General features: G+C 69.1%; 19 protein-coding genes. 6 read left to right on the top strand and 13 right to left on the bottom strand.

The window, feature by feature from the left end:
• Positions 1-30: 30 nt before the first annotated feature.
• Entirely contained in the window at positions 31-978 is a 948-nt protein-coding gene (locus tag EV283_RS00840; protein ID WP_130321964.1) for a hypothetical protein, read from the top strand.
• On the opposite strand, the gene EV283_RS00835 is transcribed toward EV283_RS00840, so the two are convergent.
• The gene (locus tag EV283_RS00835) at positions 894-2126 is read right to left on the bottom strand and encodes a glycosyltransferase family 4 protein (protein WP_130321962.1); all 1233 of its coding nucleotides are present in this window, start codon (positions 2124-2126) and stop codon (positions 894-896) included. The two genes, EV283_RS00840 and EV283_RS00835, sit on opposite strands and share 85 nt — an antisense overlap.
• Positions 2127-2266: 140 nt before the next feature.
• Between EV283_RS00835 and EV283_RS00830 the strand changes: the two genes are divergently transcribed.
• Positions 2267-4351, top strand: a complete 2085-nt coding sequence (locus EV283_RS00830) for an HAD-IIB family hydrolase (RefSeq protein WP_130321960.1) — start codon at positions 2267-2269, stop codon at positions 4349-4351.
• Positions 4348-5205 (top strand): galactosyltransferase-related protein, encoded by an 858-nt coding sequence (locus EV283_RS00825; protein ID WP_130321958.1) that lies wholly within the window; start codon positions 4348-4350, stop codon positions 5203-5205. The genes EV283_RS00830 and EV283_RS00825 overlap by 4 nt, the downstream gene beginning before the upstream one ends.
• Here EV283_RS00825 and EV283_RS00820 read toward each other — a convergent pair.
• The 8 genes from EV283_RS00820 to EV283_RS00785 all read right to left on the bottom strand — a co-directional run bounded on the left by EV283_RS00820 (position 5202) and on the right by EV283_RS00785 (position 13420).
• On the bottom strand, positions 5202-6302 hold the full coding sequence (locus tag EV283_RS00820; protein WP_130321956.1) for a glycosyltransferase: 1101 nt from the start codon (positions 6300-6302) through the stop codon (positions 5202-5204). The genes EV283_RS00825 and EV283_RS00820 overlap by 4 nt on opposite strands.
• Entirely contained in the window at positions 6299-7126 is an 828-nt protein-coding gene (locus EV283_RS00815; RefSeq protein WP_130321954.1) for a hypothetical protein, read from the bottom strand. Before EV283_RS00815 ends, EV283_RS00820 begins: the two co-directional genes overlap by 4 nt.
• A 61-nt stretch (positions 7127-7187) precedes the next feature.
• Positions 7188-9548 carry a TonB-dependent receptor gene (locus tag EV283_RS00810; protein ID WP_242615728.1) on the bottom strand — a complete coding sequence of 787 codons (2361 nt, stop codon included), beginning with the start codon at positions 9546-9548 and terminating at the stop codon, positions 7188-7190.
• Positions 9445-10431 (bottom strand): FecR domain-containing protein, encoded by a 987-nt coding sequence (locus tag EV283_RS00805; RefSeq protein WP_130321952.1) that lies wholly within the window; start codon positions 10429-10431, stop codon positions 9445-9447. The genes EV283_RS00810 and EV283_RS00805 overlap by 104 nt, the downstream gene beginning before the upstream one ends.
• Positions 10432-10515: 84 nt before the next feature.
• Positions 10516-11004: an RNA polymerase sigma factor gene (locus EV283_RS00800; protein WP_242615727.1), complete on the bottom strand. Its 489-nt coding sequence runs from the start codon at positions 11002-11004 to the stop codon at positions 10516-10518.
• Positions 11005-11169: 165 nt separating this feature from the next.
• Positions 11170-11376 (bottom strand): hypothetical protein, encoded by a 207-nt coding sequence (locus EV283_RS00795; protein ID WP_130321948.1) that lies wholly within the window; start codon positions 11374-11376, stop codon positions 11170-11172.
• Positions 11373-12563, bottom strand: a complete 1191-nt coding sequence (locus EV283_RS00790; protein ID WP_130321946.1) for a glycosyltransferase — start codon at positions 12561-12563, stop codon at positions 11373-11375. Before EV283_RS00790 ends, EV283_RS00795 begins: the two co-directional genes overlap by 4 nt.
• Positions 12560-13420, bottom strand: coding sequence for a polysaccharide deacetylase family protein (locus EV283_RS00785; protein WP_278044174.1), 861 nt, complete (start codon positions 13418-13420; stop codon positions 12560-12562). Before EV283_RS00785 ends, EV283_RS00790 begins: the two co-directional genes overlap by 4 nt.
• A 218-nt stretch (positions 13421-13638) precedes the next feature.
• Between EV283_RS00785 and EV283_RS19365 the strand changes: the two genes are divergently transcribed.
• Genes EV283_RS19365 through EV283_RS00775 form a run of 3 tightly spaced genes read left to right on the top strand, consistent with a single transcriptional unit; the run spans position 13639 to position 16106 of the window.
• Positions 13639-14559, top strand: coding sequence for a hypothetical protein (locus EV283_RS19365; protein ID WP_242615726.1), 921 nt, complete (start codon positions 13639-13641; stop codon positions 14557-14559).
• Positions 14556-15062 (top strand): DUF2141 domain-containing protein, encoded by a 507-nt coding sequence (locus EV283_RS19360; RefSeq protein WP_242615725.1) that lies wholly within the window; start codon positions 14556-14558, stop codon positions 15060-15062. Before EV283_RS19365 ends, EV283_RS19360 begins: the two co-directional genes overlap by 4 nt.
• 27 nt (positions 15063-15089) lie before the next feature.
• On the top strand, positions 15090-16106 hold the full coding sequence (locus EV283_RS00775) for an endonuclease/exonuclease/phosphatase family protein (RefSeq protein ID WP_130321944.1): 1017 nt from the start codon (positions 15090-15092) through the stop codon (positions 16104-16106).
• A gap of 15 nt (positions 16107-16121) precedes the next feature.
• On the opposite strand, the gene EV283_RS00770 is transcribed toward EV283_RS00775, so the two are convergent.
• The 4 genes from EV283_RS00770 to EV283_RS00755 all read right to left on the bottom strand — a co-directional run bounded on the left by EV283_RS00770 (position 16122) and on the right by EV283_RS00755 (position 20857).
• A complete protein-coding gene (locus EV283_RS00770) occupies positions 16122-16781 on the bottom strand; it encodes an alpha/beta fold hydrolase (RefSeq protein ID WP_130321942.1) in 660 nt (219 codons plus the stop codon).
• 40 nt (positions 16782-16821) lie between these two features.
• The gene (locus EV283_RS00765) at positions 16822-18123 is read right to left on the bottom strand and encodes a CitMHS family transporter (protein WP_130321940.1); all 1302 of its coding nucleotides are present in this window, start codon (positions 18121-18123) and stop codon (positions 16822-16824) included.
• Positions 18124-18296: 173 nt separating this feature from the next.
• A complete protein-coding gene (locus EV283_RS00760; RefSeq protein ID WP_130321938.1) occupies positions 18297-19778 on the bottom strand; it encodes a porin in 1482 nt (493 codons plus the stop codon).
• Positions 19775-20857 carry an ABC transporter substrate-binding protein gene (locus EV283_RS00755; RefSeq protein WP_130323774.1) on the bottom strand — a complete coding sequence of 361 codons (1083 nt, stop codon included), beginning with the start codon at positions 20855-20857 and terminating at the stop codon, positions 19775-19777. The genes EV283_RS00760 and EV283_RS00755 overlap by 4 nt, the downstream gene beginning before the upstream one ends.
• Between the last annotated feature and the right edge of the window lie 47 nt (positions 20858-20904).

The raw sequence follows: 20904 nt of genomic DNA, 5'->3' as shown, positions 1-20904 counted from the left end.
CGCGTCCCCGCGCTACGGGTTGCGCGCATTATGCACATACGATGTTCGATCTGCGGAAACTGGGACTGGATCGCGCGCGAGGCTTGGTCCGAATGTAGCCATTGCCGCCTGCTGGTACGCGATGTGGCCGAGGTCGGCGCGGTGGCACGCGACATCGTCGCCCGGCTTGAAAGCGGCACGGTCGATCTGGAGCGCGACCCGGCGGACCGCTGGACGCTCGACCCGGCCGGACTGCGCAACGCCGCGTGGCGCTTCGGCTTCGAGGTCGAGCCGATCGCCGTCGCGCCCGATGCCGTCCGCTTTCCGCCGGATGACTCTCCCGCCCGCGCGCGCTCGACCCCTGCGACATCGGTGCCGCACCAGATCGGGCTCGGCATCATGGCACGTCCCGCCGATGCGGCCGACATCGTCGCGATCGCCACCGAGTTTCGAGACGCGTTCACCCGGATCGTCGTGCTGCTCGACGGCACGGCGGACGACGCCGCTGCGCTGGCCGCGCGGCTCCCGTGGATCTCCGTCCTCCACCATGGGCTCGCCGGCGATTTCGCCGCGCAACGCAACCGTCTTCAGGACGCGATGCAGACCCGATGGGTGTTGCAGATCGATACCGACGAGCGGCCCGATGCCGCCTTGCTCGGCGCACTCGGCTGGCTGGTTGCGGCGGCGGACCGCGACGGCCTGCGCTCGCTCGGCCTGCCGCGCCGCAACCTCGTCGACGGCGTGCAGTCCGCCTCCTATCCCGACATCCAGTACCGCCTCAACCGCAGCGACATCCGGTTCGCGGGCCTCGTCCATGAGCGCCCTGTCGTGCCGTTCGTCGAGAGTTCGCTGGCACTGGCGGGCGCGCTCGAACACCGGCTCGACGGTGCGCGCGTGCGCGAGCGGACCCGGATCTACGAGGCGATGTCGACCGGCGCGGGGCGGCCCGAGGACGAGGCGCTGCTGCTCGCGCCGTTCGATTCCGCGGCGGTGCGATAGGCCGCGATCGTTTCCGCAGCCAGCGTGTCGCGCGTGAACATGCCCGATGCGCGGCGGCTCGCCTCGGCATGGTGCGTCCGCAGCCCCGTATCCTCGATCAGCCGCTGGACCTGCGTCGCGAGATCGTCGCCGGTGCAGCGCCTGGCGAGCAGACCCGCACCGCTCGCACCGATGAACAGCCGCGCGCTCGGATCCTCCGCGCATGCCACGACGGGGCGGCCGAACATCATCGCCTCCTGATAGACCAGTCCGAAGCTCTCGTAGCGCGACGGCGCGACGATCACGTGCGCGGCCTCCATCAGGTCGTGGAGCATGGCCTCCTCGACGCGGTGGTAGCAGGTCAGCCGCGCACGCGCCGATCCGGGGATCGCGCCGACATCGTCCGCATGCACGCCGACGATCGTGAGCCTGAAGTCGCGCATCCCCGCATCGGCACGGCGCGAGAGGATCCGGTGCGCCATGATCAGCGCGTCGAACCCCTTGCGATGCTCGTCGCGGCCGACGAACAGCAATTGGATCGGCTCGCCGGTCGGATAGGTTGCCGCAGCGCCGCGCGCGACGATCTCGGGGGGCAGGCTGAGCCCGATCACCGCGTGCCGGCCATCCTCGCCGGGTGCTGCGACACCGTACAGCGCTGCGATCTTCTCGCCGTGAAGCTGCGTGTTCGAGATCAGCGCCTTGCTGCGGCGCGCGGCGATCCGCTCCACCAGCATCGCGGCCCGACGATCGATCCGGTCGCGCAGGCTGGTCACGGTCGCCGCCGACGTCGCCGCCGGCGTAGAGTTGCGCGTCACCAGCGGTGCCGGACCGGCGAGCGCGATCGCGAGCCCGGGCGCATACCAGTTGGTCGCCTCGACAACGTCGAAGGGCGCGCGGCGATGTTCGCGTGCGACCGCGCGACGGAACGCGATCGGCGCGACGAGATGGCCGATCGCGACGATCTTGCGCAGCCGAGCGGCGAGCGATCCCTCGCGCAGCCCGCATCCAATCACCGAAACCCGACCGTCGCGGCTGTCCTCGCGTCGGTCCATCGCAAATACGGTCACATCGTTGCCGGCATCCGCCAGCGACTGCGCAATCTCCCGCGCCGCGCGCGTAAGTCCGCTTTTTTCAGGGGGATAGGCCCAGGTGAGCAGCGCGTTCCTCATATCGGATGGCGACAGGCGCGGCCGCGCGCCGGAACGAACGTAGTAACTTGCGTCAATACAAGGGTTTTAACTGGCATTCGCCCGGAACTCGCAACCGCGCGGACGGTTCCTTGGCTGAATTATAGATGAACGGGGGAAGGGTGTTCGTACTTCATATCGCGTTGCAGGGGTGCTTACGCGCAACCGACGTTGAATACGGGATCACCGCCGACACCGGAGGCCATATCCGGTATTTGCTCGATCTGGTCGCCGCCAGCGGACGCAATCCGGCGATCGACCGGATGGAAATCGTCACCCGCGCGTTCCACCATGCCGCCTATGCCGAATGCTATGCCGAGCCGATCGAGACGATCGACGGCGCCACGCGGATCGTCCGCCTGCTGTCCGCCTCCGACGCGTATCTGGTCAAGGAAGAGCTGTGGACCGAGCATGACAGCCTGGTCGAGGCGCTCGTCGCGCACATCGCCACGCTCGATCGCGTGCCCGATGTGATGCACGCGCATTACGCCGATGCCGGGCTGATCGCAGCGCGCGTGTCGGCGCGTACCGGTATCCCCTATGTCTTCACCGCGCATTCGCTGGGCCGGGTGAAGCTGGCCGCGTTCGATCGCGACTGCGCCGAGACCGCCGGGCTCGATCGCCGCATCGCGATCGAGGAGGAGGCGATTGCCAATGCGGCCGCGATCATCGCCTCGTCGCGCGACGAGGCCGAGGTGCAATATGCCGATTACACGGCCTACGATCCTGGCCGGATCCGCGTGTTCGCGCCCGGCAGCGACCTGAAGCAGTTCGCGAACTGCGCCACCGACGCGCGCGTCGATGCGCTGATCAATCGGTTCCTCGACGATCCCGACAAGCCCGTGATCCTCGCGATCGCGCGCCCCGTGACCAAGAAGAACCTCGCCGCGCTGGTTCATGCCTATGGCCGCTCACCCGCGTTGCAGGCGGCGGCGAACCTCGCGATCCTCGCGGGCACGCGCGACGACAGCACGACGCTCGAACCCGAGATCCGCGACAACATCGCCGAGCTGCTCCAGCTGATCGACCGCTACGACCTGTACGGCAAGGTCGCCTATCCCAAGCAGCATCGCCCCGACGACATCGCCGCGGTCTATGCGCATGCCCGCACCCGGCGCGGCGTCTTCGTCAATCCCGCGCTCAACGAACCGTTTGGGCTGACGTTGCTCGAGGCGGCGGCGAGCGGGCTGCCGGTGGTCGCGACCGACAGCGGGGGGCCGAACGACATCGTCGAGACGTGCGGCAATGGCATCCTCGTCGACCCGCGATCGCCGACCGCGATCACCGATGCGATCCTCGGCATCCTCGACGATGCGGCGCTCTGGTCGCGCTATTCGGCAGCGGGGTCGGTCGCGATCCGCGCCTATGACTGGGATCGCCACGTCCAGCTCTATGTCGGGCTGCTCGAGGAGGTCGTCCGCACGCCCGAGGTCGCGGAGCGCGACCCCGCAGTGCTGCTCGTGTCCGACATCGACGGGACGCTGATCGGCTGTGCGCAGGGCGTCGACGCTTTCGCGGCGTGGCACGCGGCGCAGACCGACGTGGCGTTCGCGATCGCCACCGGGCGCAGCTTCCACAGCGCGATGGCGGTGCTCGGCCAGCACGACGCGCCACGCCCCGAGATCCTGATCACCTCGGTCGGCTCGGAGATCTATTACCGCGCGGTGCAGGGTGCGGTGTATGATCGCGACACCGAATGGGACGGGATCATCGCCGCGGGCTGGGATCGTGACGCGGTCGCCGCGCTGGTCGGGCGTTATGCCGGGCTGACTCCGCAAAGCCCGCTCGAACAGCGCCGGTTCAAGCTCAGCTATTTCGCGGACGGCGACATGGCGGCGGCCGAGCGAGTCCGCGCGTTGCTTGCGGAGCACGGGCATAGCTGCTCGATCATCCAGAGCCATGGCCGCTATCTCGACATCCTGCCGCACGCCGCGTCGAAGGGGACCGCGGTCGAGCATGTCCGCCGCCGCCTCGGCCTCGAACCGCGGCAGGTGATCGTCGCGGGCGACAGCGGCAACGATATTGAGATGCTGCGCTCGTCGCGGCATGCGATTATCGTCGGCAATTATTCGGACGGTTTGGGCTCGCGCGCCGACCTCGCGCACGGCTATGTCGCGATCGGCCATCACGCGCGCGGCGTGATCGAGGGCGTCGCGTATTTCCGTGAGGCCGCAGCGTTCGAGCCCGTCAGGCGGCGTGTCTCGTGAGCGTCAGCGTTCTCACCTTGGTGCGCGGCCGTCGTGAGCATCTCGTGAACCTGATCGCGGGATTGAACGCATCGCTGCGCCAGCCCGACGAGCTGGTGATCGCATATATGCAGCCCGAGGCGCATGCGGATCTGCCCGCGACCGGTTTTCCGATCCGCGAGGTGTTCGTTGCAGGCGACGAGATGCCGCTCGCGGCGGCGCGTAACCGTGCCGCGGCGGCCGCGTCGGGCGATCAGCTCATCTTCCTCGATGTCGATTGCGTGCCGTCACCGACTTTGGTCGGGCGCTACGCCGAAACCGCGGTCCAGCCCGGTGGGATCCGGTTGGGGGAGGTGCTGTACCTGCCCGCGGGGGCCGTCGCCGATGGGATCGATTTCGCCGCGCTCGACCGGATCGGCGAGCGCCATCCCGACAAGCCGGCGATCGCACCCGACGAGATTCGTCCGACGCCAAGCCATGGAGAACTCTGGGGCCTGTCGTTCGCGATCGCCGCGGCGGACTGGAGGCGAGCAGGCGGGATGGATGAGCGCTATATCGGCTATGGCGGCGAGGAAACCGACTTCGCCGCGCGGCTTGAGCAGGCGGGCGTCGCGATGTGGTGGGTCGGCGGCGCGCGCGCCTATCACCAGCACCACGTCGTCCACACGCCAGCGTTCCAGCACTTCGACGCGATCATCCGCAACGCGCGGCTGTTTCGTGCGACCTGGGGCCGGTGGTGCATGCAATATTGGCTCGGGCAGTTCAGCGAGCGCGGCCTGATCGGCTGGGACGACGAGGCGATCACCATTCTGCGGCAGCCGACCGCGGAGGAGATCGCCGGTTCAAAGATGTCGCCGGAAACCTTGTTCAGCTAGTCCGCCGCCCATAGCGACACCGCCAGCCCCTCGAGATAGTCCGCCGCGACTTTCGCCGCGTCGTCGTCATAGAGCCCGGCCAGCGCCGCGGGATCGAGCGCCTTGGCCGCGTCGAGGATGCCGCGCCACGGCGCCAGCGCGCCCGGCCATGTCGGCAGCGCGACCGCCGCGCCCAGTTCGGCCAGCCGCTCGGCCTTGCGAGTCTGCTCGCCGAAATAGCGCCATTCGGGTGCGCAGACATAGGGCCGCCCGACTCGCGCGATCTCGTGCACCGTGTTGTCGCCCGCCGACGCGATGACCACGTCCGCAGCGGCGATGTGATCGGTCACGCCCGGCACCCAGCCAAGCTCGACCAGATTGCCGAAATCGGTCTCGTGCCCCTCGCGGTGGACGGGACCCAGCACCAGCCACAGCGCGTCGGGCACCGCGCGGGCGGCCATCGTCAGCGGTGCGTAGGGCGTGCCGGCACCACCGCCGCCGGTCAGCACGACGACGATCTCCTGATCCGGATCGAGGCCGAGCTTCGCGCGCGCCTCGGCCTTGCTCGGCACCGGATCGACCGTCGTGCACAGTCCGCCGGCATAGCAGGTGTTCGCGCGCGCCCAGTCGGGCGTGTCGCCCTGCTCGAGCGCGGCGCCGAACGGTGCGAGCAACCCGACGCTCGCCTGATACGCGCCGAGATGCCCCGGATCGAGCCGGTCGCCGTGCATCCGGATGCTGATCGCGGGCACGCTGGCGATCCGTGCGAGCAGCGCGATCTCGGCGGACACGTCGACCACGAACAGCGCCGGATCGACATCGTCGAGATGGTCGATGATCGTCCGCATCGTCGCCCGCGTCTTCGCCACGCCGAGCGGGACGCAGTGCATCACCTCGGGCGTGGCCTGCGCGAACAGGCCCGGGGTCGGTACCGGCGCACCGATCATGTCGGGTAAAGCTGCGATCGTGATCGGCCGCTCGAACCCGTCGAACAGCGACGGCTTGGCGGTCAGGATCGTCACCGCGCGCTCGGCCGGCAGTTCGCGGATGATCGCCATCGCGCGGTTCGCATGGCCGCGGCCCTGATGGTGGATGAAGAAGGTGATCGGCTGGCTCATGCGGCGGTCTGTACCGAAGCCGCCGGCGAAGGCGATTGATGTCGATCAGCATGGTCGGCGCTCAGCCCGAACGCGGCCTCGACTGCGGGATCGAGCCAGGCGGCGATATGCTCGGCGTCGGCCGGTGCCAGAGCGGGATAGGGCGTCGGCACATAGGGTGCATAGCCTTGCCCCTTGTAGCTGGTGATCGGCACGTAGGACTCGTGGCGCGCGATCCCCGTCGCCTCCTCCAGTGCCGCTACGAACGCGGCCGGATCGCGCGTGAACGCGTCATAGCCGAGCAACGCGACGTTGTGCGCGCGGTTCGTCAGCGACGACCAGTGCCGCAGCTTGGCGGTCCGCTTGGCGATGCAGTTGGCGAAGCGCTCGCCCGTCTCGGGATCGCGTTCGTGCAGCATCTCGTCACCGTACATCGGGTGGCCCGGCTCGATATGGCCGAAATGATCGTCCCAATAGCTGTGCCAGTGGCTGCGGATGAACGCGTCGAACGGCTTGGCCTTCAGCTCGGGATGCGCGTGCCAGGGCTGGCGGTGGAGGCTGCGCGCCCAGTCATAGGCATTGCGCGCGACGACCAGCACCAGCGTGTCCTTCACGAACAAAGTCTGCGGCGGCACGAACCAGTGCTTGAACCCGAACGCCTCGGTGATCTCGGCTTCCGGCATATTCGCCTCGATCGCGCGCGTGACGAGGTTGGTCCCGCTGCACCGCTGCCCATAGATCTGCACGCGCGTGATCGGCACGTCGCCGCGTGTCAGGATCCGCAACCCGGGCAGGGGTTGCTGCCAGTTCAAGGGCTTGGCGGGCGAGGGGAAGGGGATCGACATGGTAGGACGCCGCTAGCGCCGCACGGGCCTGCGCACAATCACATCGTTTAGGGACTTGCCGTCACAACCCGATCACGAGGCGCAGCGTGATCGTCCGCGGCCGGATCGGCACGGTCTGCGTGGTCGTCGACAGCGTGAACGGATTGCCGAACCCGAAGCTGTTGCCGCGGCCGTCGAGCACATTGTCGACCGCGATCGACCATTGGCGCCGCCCGTCATCGAGCGTCGCGCCCGCGTCGAGCGTCGCATAGTCGCCCGCCGGTCGGTCGAGCAGCGGATCGAAGCTCAGCCGGGTCTGGCCGATATAGCGCGCGGTCACATACCCGCTCGCCGGCTTCCCGATCAGCGCGAACCGCCGCGAGAGACCCAGCCGGGCGGAATAATCGGGAACGACGGGCAGGCGGCGATCGTCCTCCGGACCGCGATCATTGGCCGGCGACGTCAGCCGCGCGCGCTGGATCGTCGTACCAAAATCGATCCCGTAGGGCGCCGCGTCGAACCGCCCGCCAAACTCGATGCCGTAGTTGGTGGCGTTCCCCGCATCCACCGTCCCCAGCAACCCGTCCGATCCGACGACGTCGCTGCGAAGATGCTCCCAGGTCGAGCCGAAGATCGCGCCGTTGAGCGTCAGCCGGTCGCCCATCCCGCGGATGCGCCAGCCCAGTTCGATGCTCTGCAACTCGTCGCCGGGGATCCGCCGCTCGGTGTCGACCGACGCGCGCGTGACGCCGGCGGGACGGATCGCGCTGGCGTAGCGCAGCCAGATCAGCCCGATATCGTCGCGGTGCCAGCTCAGCGTGCCGCTCGGCGTGACGCCCAGCTTGGTGGTGCTCTGTTCGTCGGGGCCGCGCTGTTCGATGTCGTTGACCGTCACGAAGCCGCGCAGGCCGATCTTCAGGTCGAGTGCGGACGACAGGCGTTGCGTTCCTTCCGCGAACATCGCCGCCTCGAACACCGCCTCCTTGTCGTCGCGCGCGAGCGAGCTGGTCGAGTCCGATTCGAAGCGTCCTTTGAGGCGCGTGGTCGCGTGCAGGACGGACGCGCCGACGATCCAGGGATGGCGCGCGGTCGGGTCGCTCAGCCTAATCTCCTGCGTGACCAGCCGGATCGCGCGATCCTCGACATAGGCGATCGGCGCGGTCCTCCCGAGCGCTGTCGCCATGATGCTTGCATCATAGGTGCTGCCGAACTCGTGCGAGACGATCGCGGTGGTCGACTGCGCGTCCAGGCTGCCGATCGGCCCGTGGACATCGAGCGACCCCGACAGGAAGTCGTTGTCCTGCGGCTCGGCGATCGCGGTCGCGCGCGACAGGCCCCTGGTCGCATATTGGCTGTCGCGGGCGTTGATCCACTGGCCGATGCCGCTCGCGGTCGCGGTCCAGCCGCCTCCGATCGCCCAGCGCAACGCGGCACGGCCACCGCTGCGGCCGGTGCGGTTGACGTCGCGCGAGCCGCGGCCGGTATCGTCGATCCAGCCGGGCATCGTCTCGGCCCAGCCCGACGCGCGCAGCGCCAGCGTGCCGGTCACGATCGGCAGGTTCAGCGTCCCCTCGAACGCGCCGCCGAACGCGCCGTTGTTGGTCGCGGTCACGTCGCCCGCAACCCTGCCCGACACCTGGTCGAGATCGGGCGCGGTGGTGACGATCCGGATGACTCCGCCCAGCGCGCCGGTGCCGTAGAGCGTGCCCTGCGGGCCACGCAGGATCTCGACCCGGTCGATATCGACCATGCGCAGATCGGGATCGGGCGACGAATAGCCGATCCGCGCGTCGTCGAGATACAGGCTGACGAGCGACTGGCTGGTGCCGTTGAACGCGCTGTCGGCGACGCCGCGCAGGAACACGCGGTCGCGGCCGGGGCCGAGATTGGTCGAGAACGCGCCGTCGGTGGTCGCGAGCAGGTCGACCAGCCCGCGCTTGCCGGCGAGGTGGTCGAGCGCCGGGCCGCCGAGGATGCTGATCGACGCGGACAGGTCGGAGAGGCGTTCGTGGCGCTTGCTGGCGGTGACGATGATGTCGCCGCCCTCGACGATCGGCGGCGGGGTGCGGGGCGGGCGGACCCGGATCGGTGCGGCGGGCAGGGGCTCGATCCGCCACGTCGTCGTATCGACGCGGACCGCGCGCAGGCGAGTCCCTGCCAGCACCCGCTGCAGCGCCTGCGCGACGTCGCGCGCGCGGACGGTTTTCCGCGTTGACGTAGCGGGCAGGATCCCCGCCATGCCGATCGAGATACCCGTCTGCCGCGCCAGCGAATCGAGTGCGGTTCGCAGCGATCCGGCGGGTATGACGATTTCGCGGGGCGGCGTAGCGCCCGTCCTCTCAGCGTAGGCTGGTGCGCTCGATATGGACGACGCCATCAGCGCGACGCAGGCGCAGTGGCAGGACCGCGCGAAGCTGATCGAGAAGCCGCGAGCCGTCGCCAATCGTCAAAACCCCGGAAAAACGTAATCCGGCGGCGGACGGATCGACCACCAGCGGGGTGCGAGTATATCGCGATATGTCGGCGACAACCAGCGGCAACGGTGCGCCGTCATAATCGAGCCGGCCGTCGGTCCAGTCCGCCACCGATGTCGGCGCGACCGCGCGGCGCTCGGCGATCCCGGCGGCGGGGTCGATGTCGATGCGTTGCCCCGCGATCAGCGTCGTCGGCGTACTGCCGTCGGCGGTCTGCGGCGCGACGCTGACGCTGCCCTGCGCGACGGCGACCGAAATGCGTCCGCCCGCGCTGACCACCGCAAAGCGGGTGCCGATGTCGCGGACGTCATAGCCGCCCGCGCGGACGATCAACGTGCGCGACGGATCGTGCCGTACGGAGAAGCTCGCGGCGCCGTCCGCGACTTCGATCAGCGGCGTGCTGCCGCCCGAAACCGAGACGCGCGACCCGCGATCGAGCTGCATCGCGCTGCCATCGGCGAGCGTGATCGCGCGCGTCTCGCCGGGGCCGGTCGCATAGGTCTGCACGCCGCTATCGCCAGGGGTGACCGCCGGCGCGACCAGCAGCAATGCGAGGCCCGCGGCGAGCGCGCCGCCGGTGCCCGCCGCCATCCACCGCCACCTCGTCGGGCGCGCGACCGCACCCGGCTCGGCATCGGCAATGCCGTCGTCGTTCGCCGGCAGCAACGCCGCGATCGCCGGGGCGGCCACGCCGATCTCGGCATCGAGCAGCGCGATCGAGTCATATGCGGCACGGTGCGACGGATCGGCTGCGAGCCAGTCGCCGAAGCCGGCCCAATCCATGTCGGGCGAATCGATCCGCGCGTGCCAGGCGGCGGCGGTATCGATCGGGTCCTGGGTCGTTGCGTCCATCACGGCACCCTCGTTCCGAGCGGATGCCCCCCGCTCGTGTCATGGACGCCGCCAATCGCCCGCCACCGCAGTCCGGCGTAAAAATCAATCATCGAGCGCCTTTCTGAGATGGCGCAGCGCCACGGCGATATGTTTCTCCACCGCGCTGCGGCTGATGCCGAACTCGGCGGCGACCTCGGCGTGCGACAGCCCGTCGATCTTGTGCCGGCGAAACACGCGCATCGCACCCTCGGGCGGGCCGGCGAGCACGGCGGCGAGTTGCGCCATCCGCTGGCGCCCGGCGACCGCGTCGAACGCCGATGGCGTATCGTCGATGCTCTCGCCGCCGACCACCGAGACCGTCGCCTCGACATAGCCGCCGTCGCGCCGCACCCGCCGGCCGCTCGCGCGCACGCGGTCGAGCACGATGTTCATGCCGATGCGGTGCAGATAGGCGAGCGGGTTGGCGATCGGACCCGCCACTGGCGTCGCGATGTGCAGCCAGATGTCCTGCACCACGTCCTCGGCCTCGGCGACGCTGCCTGTCCGCCCGGTGAAGAAGCGGACGAGTTGCGGCCGATGGGTCGCAAGCACGGCGGAAAGCCCGGCAGGCTGGCCAGCGTGGGCGGGGTCGGCGTCGGCTACGGCACATCTCCGGCAATCATGCCACTCTCGAAGCCGAGCCTTGTGCACCCGTCAAAACCGGAAGTCGCCCCCGAAATCGCGTCGGACGATCGGCCTCGTTTGGGGACGTCTCGGTCAGCCCAGCCGCACGCCCGTAACCATGCGCCAGATCAGGAGCATCGCGACCGCCATGAGCAGCACTAGGCCCGCAAGGAACGACAGGTAGAAGAGCGGCGCGCGCCACGGCGACGCGGGCGCCTCTGCGATGCCGTGCTGCACCGGCGCCGGGATGCGCGGGCGCTCGGTGACGGCATGGGCTATGCGTGGTGCGATCGCGGTCATCGTCCCGTTCCTTGCTGGTATCGAGGCTGCGGATGCTGCGTTGCGTAGAGCGAGAGCAACGCGTCGAAATGATCGTCCATCGTTCGGATCGGGCGGTCGCGGCGGCCCGACGGCCCGACATCGGCCGACCCGGCGACCGCCAGGATCGCCTCGGCCGCGTCCTGAGCATCGCCCGATCGGTATACCGCGCCGTCGTTCGCGCAGGCGAGGTCGGCGGCGCCGCCGCGGTCGGGCGCGATCACCGTCAGCCCCGACGCGATCGCCTCCGCGGCGACGAAGCAGAAGGTCTCCGCCTCGCAGCCATGGATCAGCGCATCGGCGCTCGCCATCAGCCGCGCCAGCGCCGCGCGGTCGCCGACCGGATCGAGCAACCGGACGTGCGGATTGTCGCCGATCGCGTCGATCACGCGGCGCTGGCGCGCGCCGCCACCGATGATCAGCAGCCCGACCGGCATGTGCGTGCCCGCGATCGCCGCCGCCTGCGCGACCATGTCCCAGCGTTTCTCGGGGGCATGCCGGCCGACGCCGATCAGCAACAGCGCATCCTCGCCCAGCCCGCACAGCGCGAGCATCTCGCGCCTAAGGTCGGTATCACGCAGCCGGGGCGAGAACTGGCCGGGCTCGACCCCCATCGGATCGGTCATCACCTTGCGCAGTCCACCCTCGCGCAGCCGCTCGGTCAGGCTGGCGCTGGCGCTGACGACATGGTCGAACTGCGCATCGAGCCGGCGGAGATGCCGCCAATACCAGTCGAACGCGCGGTCGATCGCCTGGGTGGAGGCGACATTGCCGAACCAGCGATAGGCATAAGCCGACAGCGGATCGGCATGCGCGATCAGCGACAGCCGCGCGCGCGATCCCGATCGCACCCGCCAGTCCGCGACCATCGACGCGCTGCGCCACGGCGACGAGACCTCGACGACATCGGCATCCTCCGCATCGAGCACCGCGTGCAGCGCCGCGCGGTCCGCGAAATAGCGATAGGACCGGTCGAGCGGAAACCGCGGCGAGCGCAGCCAGCGGACGCGCGCGCGCGGGCCACGCTGCTCCTCACGGTCGTCCTCACCGGGCGCGATCACGACGATCTCGTGCCCCCGCGCGGCGAGCGCGACCAGCTTGCGATCGATATAGGTCCGCACGCCGCCACCGGTCGGCGTGTAGAACGCACAGACGTCGACGATCTTCATGCCGCTACCGGCTCGGCAAGCAGATCGGCATAGCGCGAGACGGTGCGGCGCTCGGCCAGCGTGCGCAGCGTCCGGTCGATGCTGGTCAGCAACGTCTCCTTGGTCACGTCGCCGGGATGCACCGCGACCCGCATCGTCGGGATCCAGTCGGGCAGCGCGCGCGCCGCGGCTGCGACGGCGAGCGAACTGGCGGTCCGCGCCGCCGACCGGCTGGCCCAGGTCACGACCGGGCCCCGCGCGACGATCCGGCCGGTGGTCGGTTGCCAGACCCGGAAATGATCTTCGGCCAATCCGATGCCGCATGCCTTGAGCGCCGCGTGCGCGCCCGGGCCGTACAGCCAGGCGGGGGCGATGAACCCCGCGATCGGCCGTCCGATCGCCTGTTCGACCATGTCGCGACCGGCGCGCATGCGAAGCTCCGCCTCGATCGCGTCCAGCCCGAGGAATTCGCCTTCGCCCGCGGTCATGTAACGTGCCTTCAGCGCGGTGGCGGCGCCGCGATGTGCGGTCGAGTCTCGGTGGAACCAGCCGTGCAGGAACATCTCGACGCCCGCATCCGCCCAGTCGCGCAGCCGCCGCTCGAACGCCGGTGCACGGTCGAGCCGTGCAGCGCCCCAGTGATCGGGCACCACCAGCATCGCGAACCGCGCGCCGCCGAGGATCCGGTCGATCCGCTCGGCAAGCATCGCGATCGGCACGGCAAAGGTCGGCGCCACGTCGTGGATGGCGACCACGAGGCGCTTCTCGGGCGGGTGCTGTTCGGGGGCAGGCAGGTCCGGGCCGTCGCGCCGGGTCGGCGCCCTCTGGATGGGATTGGCAAAGTCGGTTCGCGCCATCGTCTCGCTCTCGTTCGTCATCGGATCGCTCGTGACGGGACGGCACCGCCAGCCTGCCTCCGCAGTCCCATCCGATGCTTGCCAGAAAATTATTTCACCGCGGCGTCAGCCATGGCTGCGGCGCGGCGATGGCGGCGGCGTCGTTCGGGCATGATCCCACCTGGTATCCCCGTTTCGACGCCCGCCACCGCGCGGATCCAGAGCGGGCCGAGATCCCGCTTTCCCGAAAGGAGCGCTGCATGAGCGACATGCCGCTGACGCTGGCGCGTGTGCAATTCCCGCCGCTGACCCCGACGATCATCCGCAAGAACTTCCTCTCGCGCTGGCTGGCGCCGCTGCTGTCGGCGGCGATCCTGGTCGCCGCGCTGTGGCAGCTTCGCGGGCTCGACGTGCGGGCCATGCTCCACATGGTGCCGCGCTCGCCGCTGTTCTGGACGATCTTCGCGCTCGGCTATCTGGTCACGCCGTTCAGCGAATGGGTGATCTACCGGCGCCTGTGGCAGTTGCCGCCAAGCGGCATGCTCGCGCTGCTGCGCAAGCGGATCAGCAACGAGATCGTGCTCGGTTATTCGGGCGAGCTGTATTTCTACGGCTGGGCGCGCAAGCATGCGACCATGGTCGGCACGCCGTTCGGCGCGATCAAGGACGTGTCGATCCTGTCCGCGGTCGTCGCCAATGTCTGCACGCTCGCGCTCGCGTTGGTGAGCTGGGAGGCGCTCGGCGCGCTGCACCTCGGCACCGATGCGAAGGTGATGACGGTATCGGCGGCGAGCATGGCGATCCCGTCGCTCGTCACGCTCGTCCTGCGCAAGAAACTGCTGACGCTGCCCCGCACCGAACTCGGCCGGATCGCGGTCATCCATTTCGTCCGGATCGTTGCCACGACGCTGTTCGCCGCATTGCTGTGGGCCGCGGTGATGCCCGCCGCGCCGCTCGCCTGGTGGCTGGCGCTGGCGACGCTGCGCCTGCTCGTATCGCGCCTGCCGTTGCTGCCCAACAAGGACATCGTCTTCGCCGGGCTGGTCGCGTTCACCGTCGGCCGGAATTCGGACGTGACCGCGGTCATGACGATGATCGCCGGGCTCTGGCTCGTCACCCATCTGCTGCTCGGCGCCGCGCTGACCGCCGTCGAACTCGTCACCATGGAGCGTATGAAGTGATCCTGCTGGCCTTGCTGACCCTTGCCGTGACTCCGCCGTCGACCCCCGCCTTAGGCACCGCCGAAGCGCGCTGCCGCCCGCATGAGACCGGGCCTGCGCTGATCGTCGAGATCGACGGCCTGAAGGACCGGGTCGGCATCCTGCGCGCCGAGCTCTATCCCGCGCGCGACGGCGATTTCCTCGCCGACGACAATGTCCTGATCGGGCAGGGCAAGACCTTCCGCCGCGCGGTCGTCACCGTGCCCAGCGCGGGGCCGGTGTCGTTGTGCCTGCGCGTGCCGGCGCCCGGCACCTATGCGCTGAGCGTGGTCCATGCGCGCGACGGCGGCCACGGGTTCAGCCTGCTCCATGACGGCATCGGCTTTGCGAGCAATCCCAGGCTCGGCCATTCCAAGCCGCATGCCGATCAGGCGAGCGTCGCGGTGCATGAGGGGCTGACCACCACGCATGTCGTAATGAACTATCGCAGCGGGCTGTTCTCGTTCGCGCCGATCAAGCGCTGATCCACCACCACCAATCAGGACGATCCCATGCTTCGACCCCTGGCGGCGCTTGCCGTCGCTGCCCTGCTGTCCGGTGCGCCGGCCACTGCGACCCCGCTGTCGGGGCGCGACGTGACGCTGATGACCTACAACGTGCACGGTCTGCCCTGGCCGATCGTCGAGGATCGCTCGGCGGCGCTGGCGGCGATCGGCGATCAGCTGAGGGCGATGCGCAGCCACGCCGGCGCGCCCGAGATCGTCGCGGTGCAGGAGGCGTTTGTCGACGACGCCAAGGCGATCGGGCGCATCGCGGGTTATCGCTACGCCGCGTTCGGTCCGGCGGAGGATGCCCCCGCGATGGTGCCGCACGTCGATGACGGGTTCGTCGCGGATGGCAGCCGGATGGTCGGCGAACGGCTTGGCAAGCATGTCGACAGCGGCCTAGCGATCTTCTCCGACTATCCGATCCTCGCGGTCCGGCGCATGGCCTACCCGACCTGCGCGGGCTATGATTGCCTCGCCAACAAGGGCGCGCTGGCGGCGCTGATCGCGATCCCCGGTGTCGCGACGCCGGTGATCGTGGTCGACACGCATCTCAATTCGAACGGCGCGTCGGGCACACCCTCGACGCGGGCGATCCAGGCCTATCGTGGCCAGATCGATCTGCTCGCGGCGTTCATCACCAGCCTCGGCGCCGGCGCGCGTCCGGTTCTGGTGGCGGGCGATTTCAACGTCGGTCGCGATCTCGCGCGCCGCGCGCAGTTCGACATGCGGATGCTCGGCGGCAGCGCCGCGCTGCAGGCGGCGGTGGCGACGTGCCGCGTGGCGCCCGAATGTCCCGTTGCCGAGCCCGCGGGGATCGCCGAATCGATCGCGCGCGGTAAGGATTGGCTGATGTACCGCTCGTCGCCGCGCGTTGCGATCACGCCGACCGGTCTCGCCGCCCCGTTCGGACGGCGTCCGGACGGGACGATGCTGTCGGATCATGTCGGCATCGAGGTCCGCTACCGGATCGCGACCCACGGCGCTGTGGCCGGCGTGCCGATGACGACCGCCAGCCGCTGACCCCCGCCGCCGGGTTCAGCCCGACCTGAGCCATTGGCGGAGCACCGCGGTGACTTCGCCCGGGCGTTCCATCGGTGCCAGATGCCCGCAGCCGCGCAGCAGGTGGAACCGCGCACCCGCGATCCGCAGCGACAAGGCGAGCGCGTCGTCGGGGGTGCAGATCCGGTCGCGATCGCCGACCGCGACCAGCGTGGGCACGGCGATCGCGGCGATCGCCTCGCTGATGTCGGGGCGAGCCAACAGCGCGCGCTGCTGGCGTTCGAACACGACCGGGCCGACGCGGTCCGCCATCGCCTGCGCCGGGCCGCTGACATTGGCGGACAGGCGGGGATCGGCGGCGGGCGCGGTGGCGAGCATCCCTTGCCCCGCGACGGTCCGCGGGCGGACGTCCATCGATCCGCGCGTGCCGAACAGCGCGATCCGCGTGACTCGCTCGGGCGCCTGGCGGACCATCTCCATCGCGACATAGCCGCCCAGGCTGACGCCTGCGACCGCGAACCGCGGCGGTGCGCTCTCCAGAACGCGGGCGGCCATCGCGGACAGCGTATCGTCCTGCGACAGGTCGCCGAATTCGACCTGCGCTAGCCCGGCGAGATCGACGATCTGCCGTGCCCATAATTGCCCGTCGCACCCCATCGCGGGGAGCAGCATCAGCGGTGTACGCGATCGGACCATGCGAAATCTCCGGAAGCGGCGGGTTGCGGGGATGCTCACCTCAGGCGACGAACGGGAAGGCGAGCGCGATCATGCCGACGACGGTCATCACCGTGCAGACGAGGATCGCGGGGACGAGCGTGAAGCGCTGGTGATCGGCAAGGTCGATCCCGACCAGGCTGACGAGCAGATAGGTCGACGGCACCAGCGGGCTGAGCAGATGGACCGGCTGGCCCATCAGCGACGCGCGCGCGATCGCCTCGGGCGACACGCCGTAATGCGCGCCGGCCTCGGCGAGGATCGGCAGCATCCCGAAATAGAACGCATCGTTCGAGATGAAGAAGGTGAACGGCATGCTCAGTAGCGCGGTGATCGGCGCCATGTACGGCCCGAGCGCGGGCGGGATCACGCCGACCACGGCCTTGCTCATCGCCTCGACCATGCCGGTGCCGCCGAGGATCCCGGTAAAGATGCCCGCGGCGAAGATCAGCGAGACGACCGCCAGCACGTTGCCGGCATGCGCGGAGATGCGCTCCTTCTGGTCGGCGACGCCGGGATAGTTGACGATCATCGCGATCGCGAAGGCCAGCATCATCAGCACCGACAGCGGCAGGATGCCCCAGACGAGCAGCGTCAGCAGCGTGATGACCAGCGCGGCGTTGAACCAGATCAGCTTGGGACGGCGTGCCTCGGGATATTGCGAGACCGCCATGCCGGTGAACTCGGTGTCCGCAGTGATACCCGCTTCACCCATCCGCGCGCGTTCCTTGCGCCCGAAATACACCGCGAGACCGATCAGGAAGGCGAGGCCGGCGATCATGCCGGGGATCAATGGCAGGAACAAAGTCGCCGGATCGATCTTAAGCGCGCTTGCGGCACGCGCGGTCGGCCCACCCCACGGCGTCAGGTTCATGATGCCGCTCGTCGTCATCAACAGGCAGACGAGGTACAGCCGGTTCATGTTGAACCGCTTGTAGAGCGGCAACAGCGCGGCGATCGTGATGATGTAGGTGGTCGACCCGTCGCCATCGAGGCTGACGAGCGCGCAGAGCACGACCGTCCCGATCAGGATCCGCATCGGATCGCCGTGGACCATCCGGATCAGCCGCCCGACCAGCGGATCGAAGAGCCCTGTATCCGTCATTGTCGAGAAGAACAGGATCGCGAACAGCAGCATCACGCCGGTCGGCGCGAGGTTCTTGATCCCGTCGATCATCATCGGGCCGAGACCCGCGGCCTCGCCGGCGAACACGCCGAAGATCGACGGGATCACGATGAGCGCGACCAAAGGCGTCATCTTCTTGGTCATGATCAACGTCATGAACGTGGCCACCATCAGGAAGCCAAGCAGGGCAAGGTTCATCGCATCGTCCTAGGAAAGGGCGTGAAAAAGGGGGGTGGGGGCGGTGGTAGCAAAACCACCGTCATTCTGACGAAAGTCAGGATCCAGAGCCAAGCAGGGCAGCATGCCGTAACCCTGGATCCTGACTTTCGTCAGGATGACGGGACGGTCGAGACCGGAGACGGCGCGCCGCATCAGAAGGTGACGCCGACGCGGGCGCTGAGCGTCTGGCCGCTGTCGTTGCCGGTGAACGTGCCCGAGCGGTTGTCGGTGTCCCACTGGATCGCGTTCACCTGGAAGCGGGTGAAGCTGTTGAGGTACCAGTTGACGCCGACGGTCGCCGCCCAGCCTTCGCCGCCGGTCAGCAGGTCGGTGTAATCGAGGCTTTCGTAGCGCGCCGTCAGTTCGATCGCGCCGACGCCGCCGTCGAAGGTGGGCTTCAACACCTTGGGCTGGCCGAAGCTGCCGAGGCGCGGGTTGTATGGCGGCAGGTCGCCGGTCAGGAACAGACCGCCCGACACGCTCCACGCCTTGCTGACGAAATCGGGACGCCCGCCGTCGAGCCGCGCGTTGCGGCGGCCCGCTTCGCCCATCACCCACAACGGCCCGCGATAGCCGCCGAGCTCGACGCCGTAGCCGGTCGTGCCGGTGCCGCCGGTCAGCGGCCCGCTCGACACGCGCAGCGCGCCGTTGAAGCGGCCGCCGATCACCGTGTTGCGCGTGAGCGTCCCCGCGACCGACGACAGCGACTCGTCGAAGCCCCAGGCGCCGATGTGGAGCACGCCGGTATCCGACTTGATCGGGTTCCAGTGCGCGCGGCCGAGCACGGTGCGGCTGTCGCCGACGGTCTGCGTCCCGTCGATCCGGTCGCCGGTGACGGTGAGCGACGCATGGCCCGTCTTCCAGAACACGCGCGGCATCACGCCGATGCCGTAGAAGCCGCGCTGCGGGATGATCGCGGTGGCGACCGTCGTACGCTCGAGGAACGGTGTCGAATCCGACCCCGTCGAGCCTTCGAACCCGCGATCGTTAAACAGATGCCCGGCGCGGACGTCGTAATCGAGGCCCGGCTTGATCTTGTTGCGCCAGCCGACGAACGCGGTGACGACGTCGACCTCGTTCTCCGAGAAATCGCTCTCGAACTGGTAGAAGAAATGCGTGCCGACGCCGCCTTCGAGGCCGAGGCGCAGCGCGCGCATCCCCGTCGTCGTAATGTTGCGGCCGTCATATTTGGAGCCGAAGCTCGAGCTGACATCGGTCAGGATGCGGCCGCGCGGCTTGAACGTGTACACGCCGTCGGCCGAGTGGAAGACGGGCAGGCCGGCGCCCCATTCGGTCGTCACGCCCGACGGATTGTCGCGCGCGGCCAAGGCTTGCGCGACGCTGCGATCGGCCGGCCCTGGCGGCGCAAGCTGCGGCGCGAACGGGACCGTGCGGCGTGGCTCGTTGTTCTGCGCGACGGCCTGCGGTGCCACCTGGATGGGCGCGACCGGCGCGGACGCCTGCGCGACGGCCGTGGCATTCTCAAGCCGGTCGAGCCGCGATTTGAGCGCCGCGATCTCGGCCGCCTGCGCGCGGACCAGCGTGGCGAGGTCGGCGTCGCTCGGAGTCTGCGCCAGCGCCGGGGTTGCTGCAATCAAGGCGAGTGCGGCGCACCCGGTACGGAAAAGGGTCATTGGGCTTTGGCTCCGGTGGCGAGAATCGCGGTCCAGTCGCGCAGGAAACGCTGGCGCTTGACGCGGTCGAGGTTGACGAGAAGTTGCGGGCCGACACGGATCGGCCGGGCCTGTGCGGTGGGAAGACGGCGTGCCGCGACATCGGTGCGGACCGGCCACAGGCTGCGCCTGGCGAGCAGCGACTGCCCCTCGCGCGACAGCAGGAAATCGAGGAAGAGTTTCGCCGCCGCCGGGTGCGCGGCCTCGCGCGCGATGAACGCGATCCGCGACGTGACCAGCGTATAGTCCTGCGGAAACACTACGCCGATGCGGCGGTCGGTGCGCGCGCGTTCGAGCGCATAGGAGCCGATGACGTTGTACGCGATCGCCTGCCGCCCCTCGGCGACACCGCGGAGCATCGGCTCGGTGGTGAGCGACAGGACCGGCTTCGTCGCGGCGATCGCCTCCAGCAGCGAGCGCGTGTCGCGCGTCGTCGCCATGTCCTGCGTCAGGTACAGATAGCCGGTGTTCGAGCGCGCGGGGTCGAACGTCGTCACCTTGCCGGCGAACGCGCGCCCGTTCTGCCGCAGCATCGCCTCGAGCGCGGCATGCGTCCGGGGTACGCGCGCGGCGGGGATCAGCCGCGTGTTGTAGACGATCCCGATCGGCTCGGCGGTGACGCCGAAGCCCATGTTCTTCCACACCGATACCGGCGGCAGCGCCGGCTTTTCGGGGCTGGCATAGCCTTGCGCGAAGCCGTCGTTGATCAGCTTGACCTGCAAATCCATCGCCGACGACCAGACGAGATCCGCGGACCGCCGCTTGGCGCGAGTTTCCGCGACGAAGCGGCGATACATCTCGGTCGAGCCAAGATCGGCGTACAGGACGGTGATCCCCGGATAGCGATTCCGGAACGCAGCGACCACCGGCAGCAACTCGGCGCGATCGGCATTGCCGTAGATCCGCACCTGCCGCTCGGCGCGCGCATCGCTGATGATCTGATCATAGGAGCGCGGATAGTTGGCGGGACGCTGCGCCACGAGCGGAGTCGCGGCGACCGTCGTGGCCAACACTGCAATCCTCAGAAAAATTCGGGCCATCATCACTCTCCTCGCCTTCCGTCTCTGTGTTCGGATAGACTGCATTC

Source organism: Sphingomonas sp. BK036, from assembly GCF_004216825.1.
Lineage (GTDB): Bacteria > Pseudomonadota > Alphaproteobacteria > Sphingomonadales > Sphingomonadaceae > Sphingomonas.
Note: the sequence above shows the minus strand (reverse complement) of the source record. Positions and strands in the feature narration are given on the sequence as shown.

Bases quoted from the DNA above. Each gene is read 5' to 3' on its own strand.
- EV283_RS00840 (WP_130321964.1), top strand. From the start codon at position 31: ATGCACATACGATGTTCGATCTGCGGAAACTGGGACTGGATCGCGCGC.
- EV283_RS00835 (WP_130321962.1), bottom strand. From the start codon at position 2,126: ATGAGGAACGCGCTGCTCACCTGGGCCTATCCCCCTGAAAAAAGCGGA.
- EV283_RS00820 (WP_130321956.1), bottom strand. From the start codon at position 6,302: ATGAGCCAGCCGATCACCTTCTTCATCCACCATCAGGGCCGCGGCCAT.
- EV283_RS00815 (WP_130321954.1), bottom strand. From the start codon at position 7,126: ATGTCGATCCCCTTCCCCTCGCCCGCCAAGCCCTTGAACTGGCAGCAA.
- EV283_RS00805 (WP_130321952.1), bottom strand. From the start codon at position 10,431: ATGGACGCAACGACCCAGGACCCGATCGATACCGCCGCCGCCTGGCAC.
- EV283_RS00795 (WP_130321948.1), bottom strand. From the start codon at position 11,376: ATGACCGCGATCGCACCACGCATAGCCCATGCCGTCACCGAGCGCCCG.
- EV283_RS00790 (WP_130321946.1), bottom strand. From the start codon at position 12,563: ATGAAGATCGTCGACGTCTGTGCGTTCTACACGCCGACCGGTGGCGGC.
- EV283_RS00785 (WP_278044174.1), bottom strand. From the start codon at position 13,420: ATGACGAACGAGAGCGAGACGATGGCGCGAACCGACTTTGCCAATCCC.
- EV283_RS19365 (WP_242615726.1), top strand. From the start codon at position 13,639: ATGAGCGACATGCCGCTGACGCTGGCGCGTGTGCAATTCCCGCCGCTG.
- EV283_RS00775 (WP_130321944.1), top strand. From the start codon at position 15,090: ATGCTTCGACCCCTGGCGGCGCTTGCCGTCGCTGCCCTGCTGTCCGGT.
- EV283_RS00770 (WP_130321942.1), bottom strand. From the start codon at position 16,781: ATGGTCCGATCGCGTACACCGCTGATGCTGCTCCCCGCGATGGGGTGC.
- EV283_RS00765 (WP_130321940.1), bottom strand. From the start codon at position 18,123: ATGAACCTTGCCCTGCTTGGCTTCCTGATGGTGGCCACGTTCATGACG.
- EV283_RS00760 (WP_130321938.1), bottom strand. From the start codon at position 19,778: ATGACCCTTTTCCGTACCGGGTGCGCCGCACTCGCCTTGATTGCAGCA.
- EV283_RS00755 (WP_130323774.1), bottom strand. From the start codon at position 20,857: ATGGCCCGAATTTTTCTGAGGATTGCAGTGTTGGCCACGACGGTCGCC.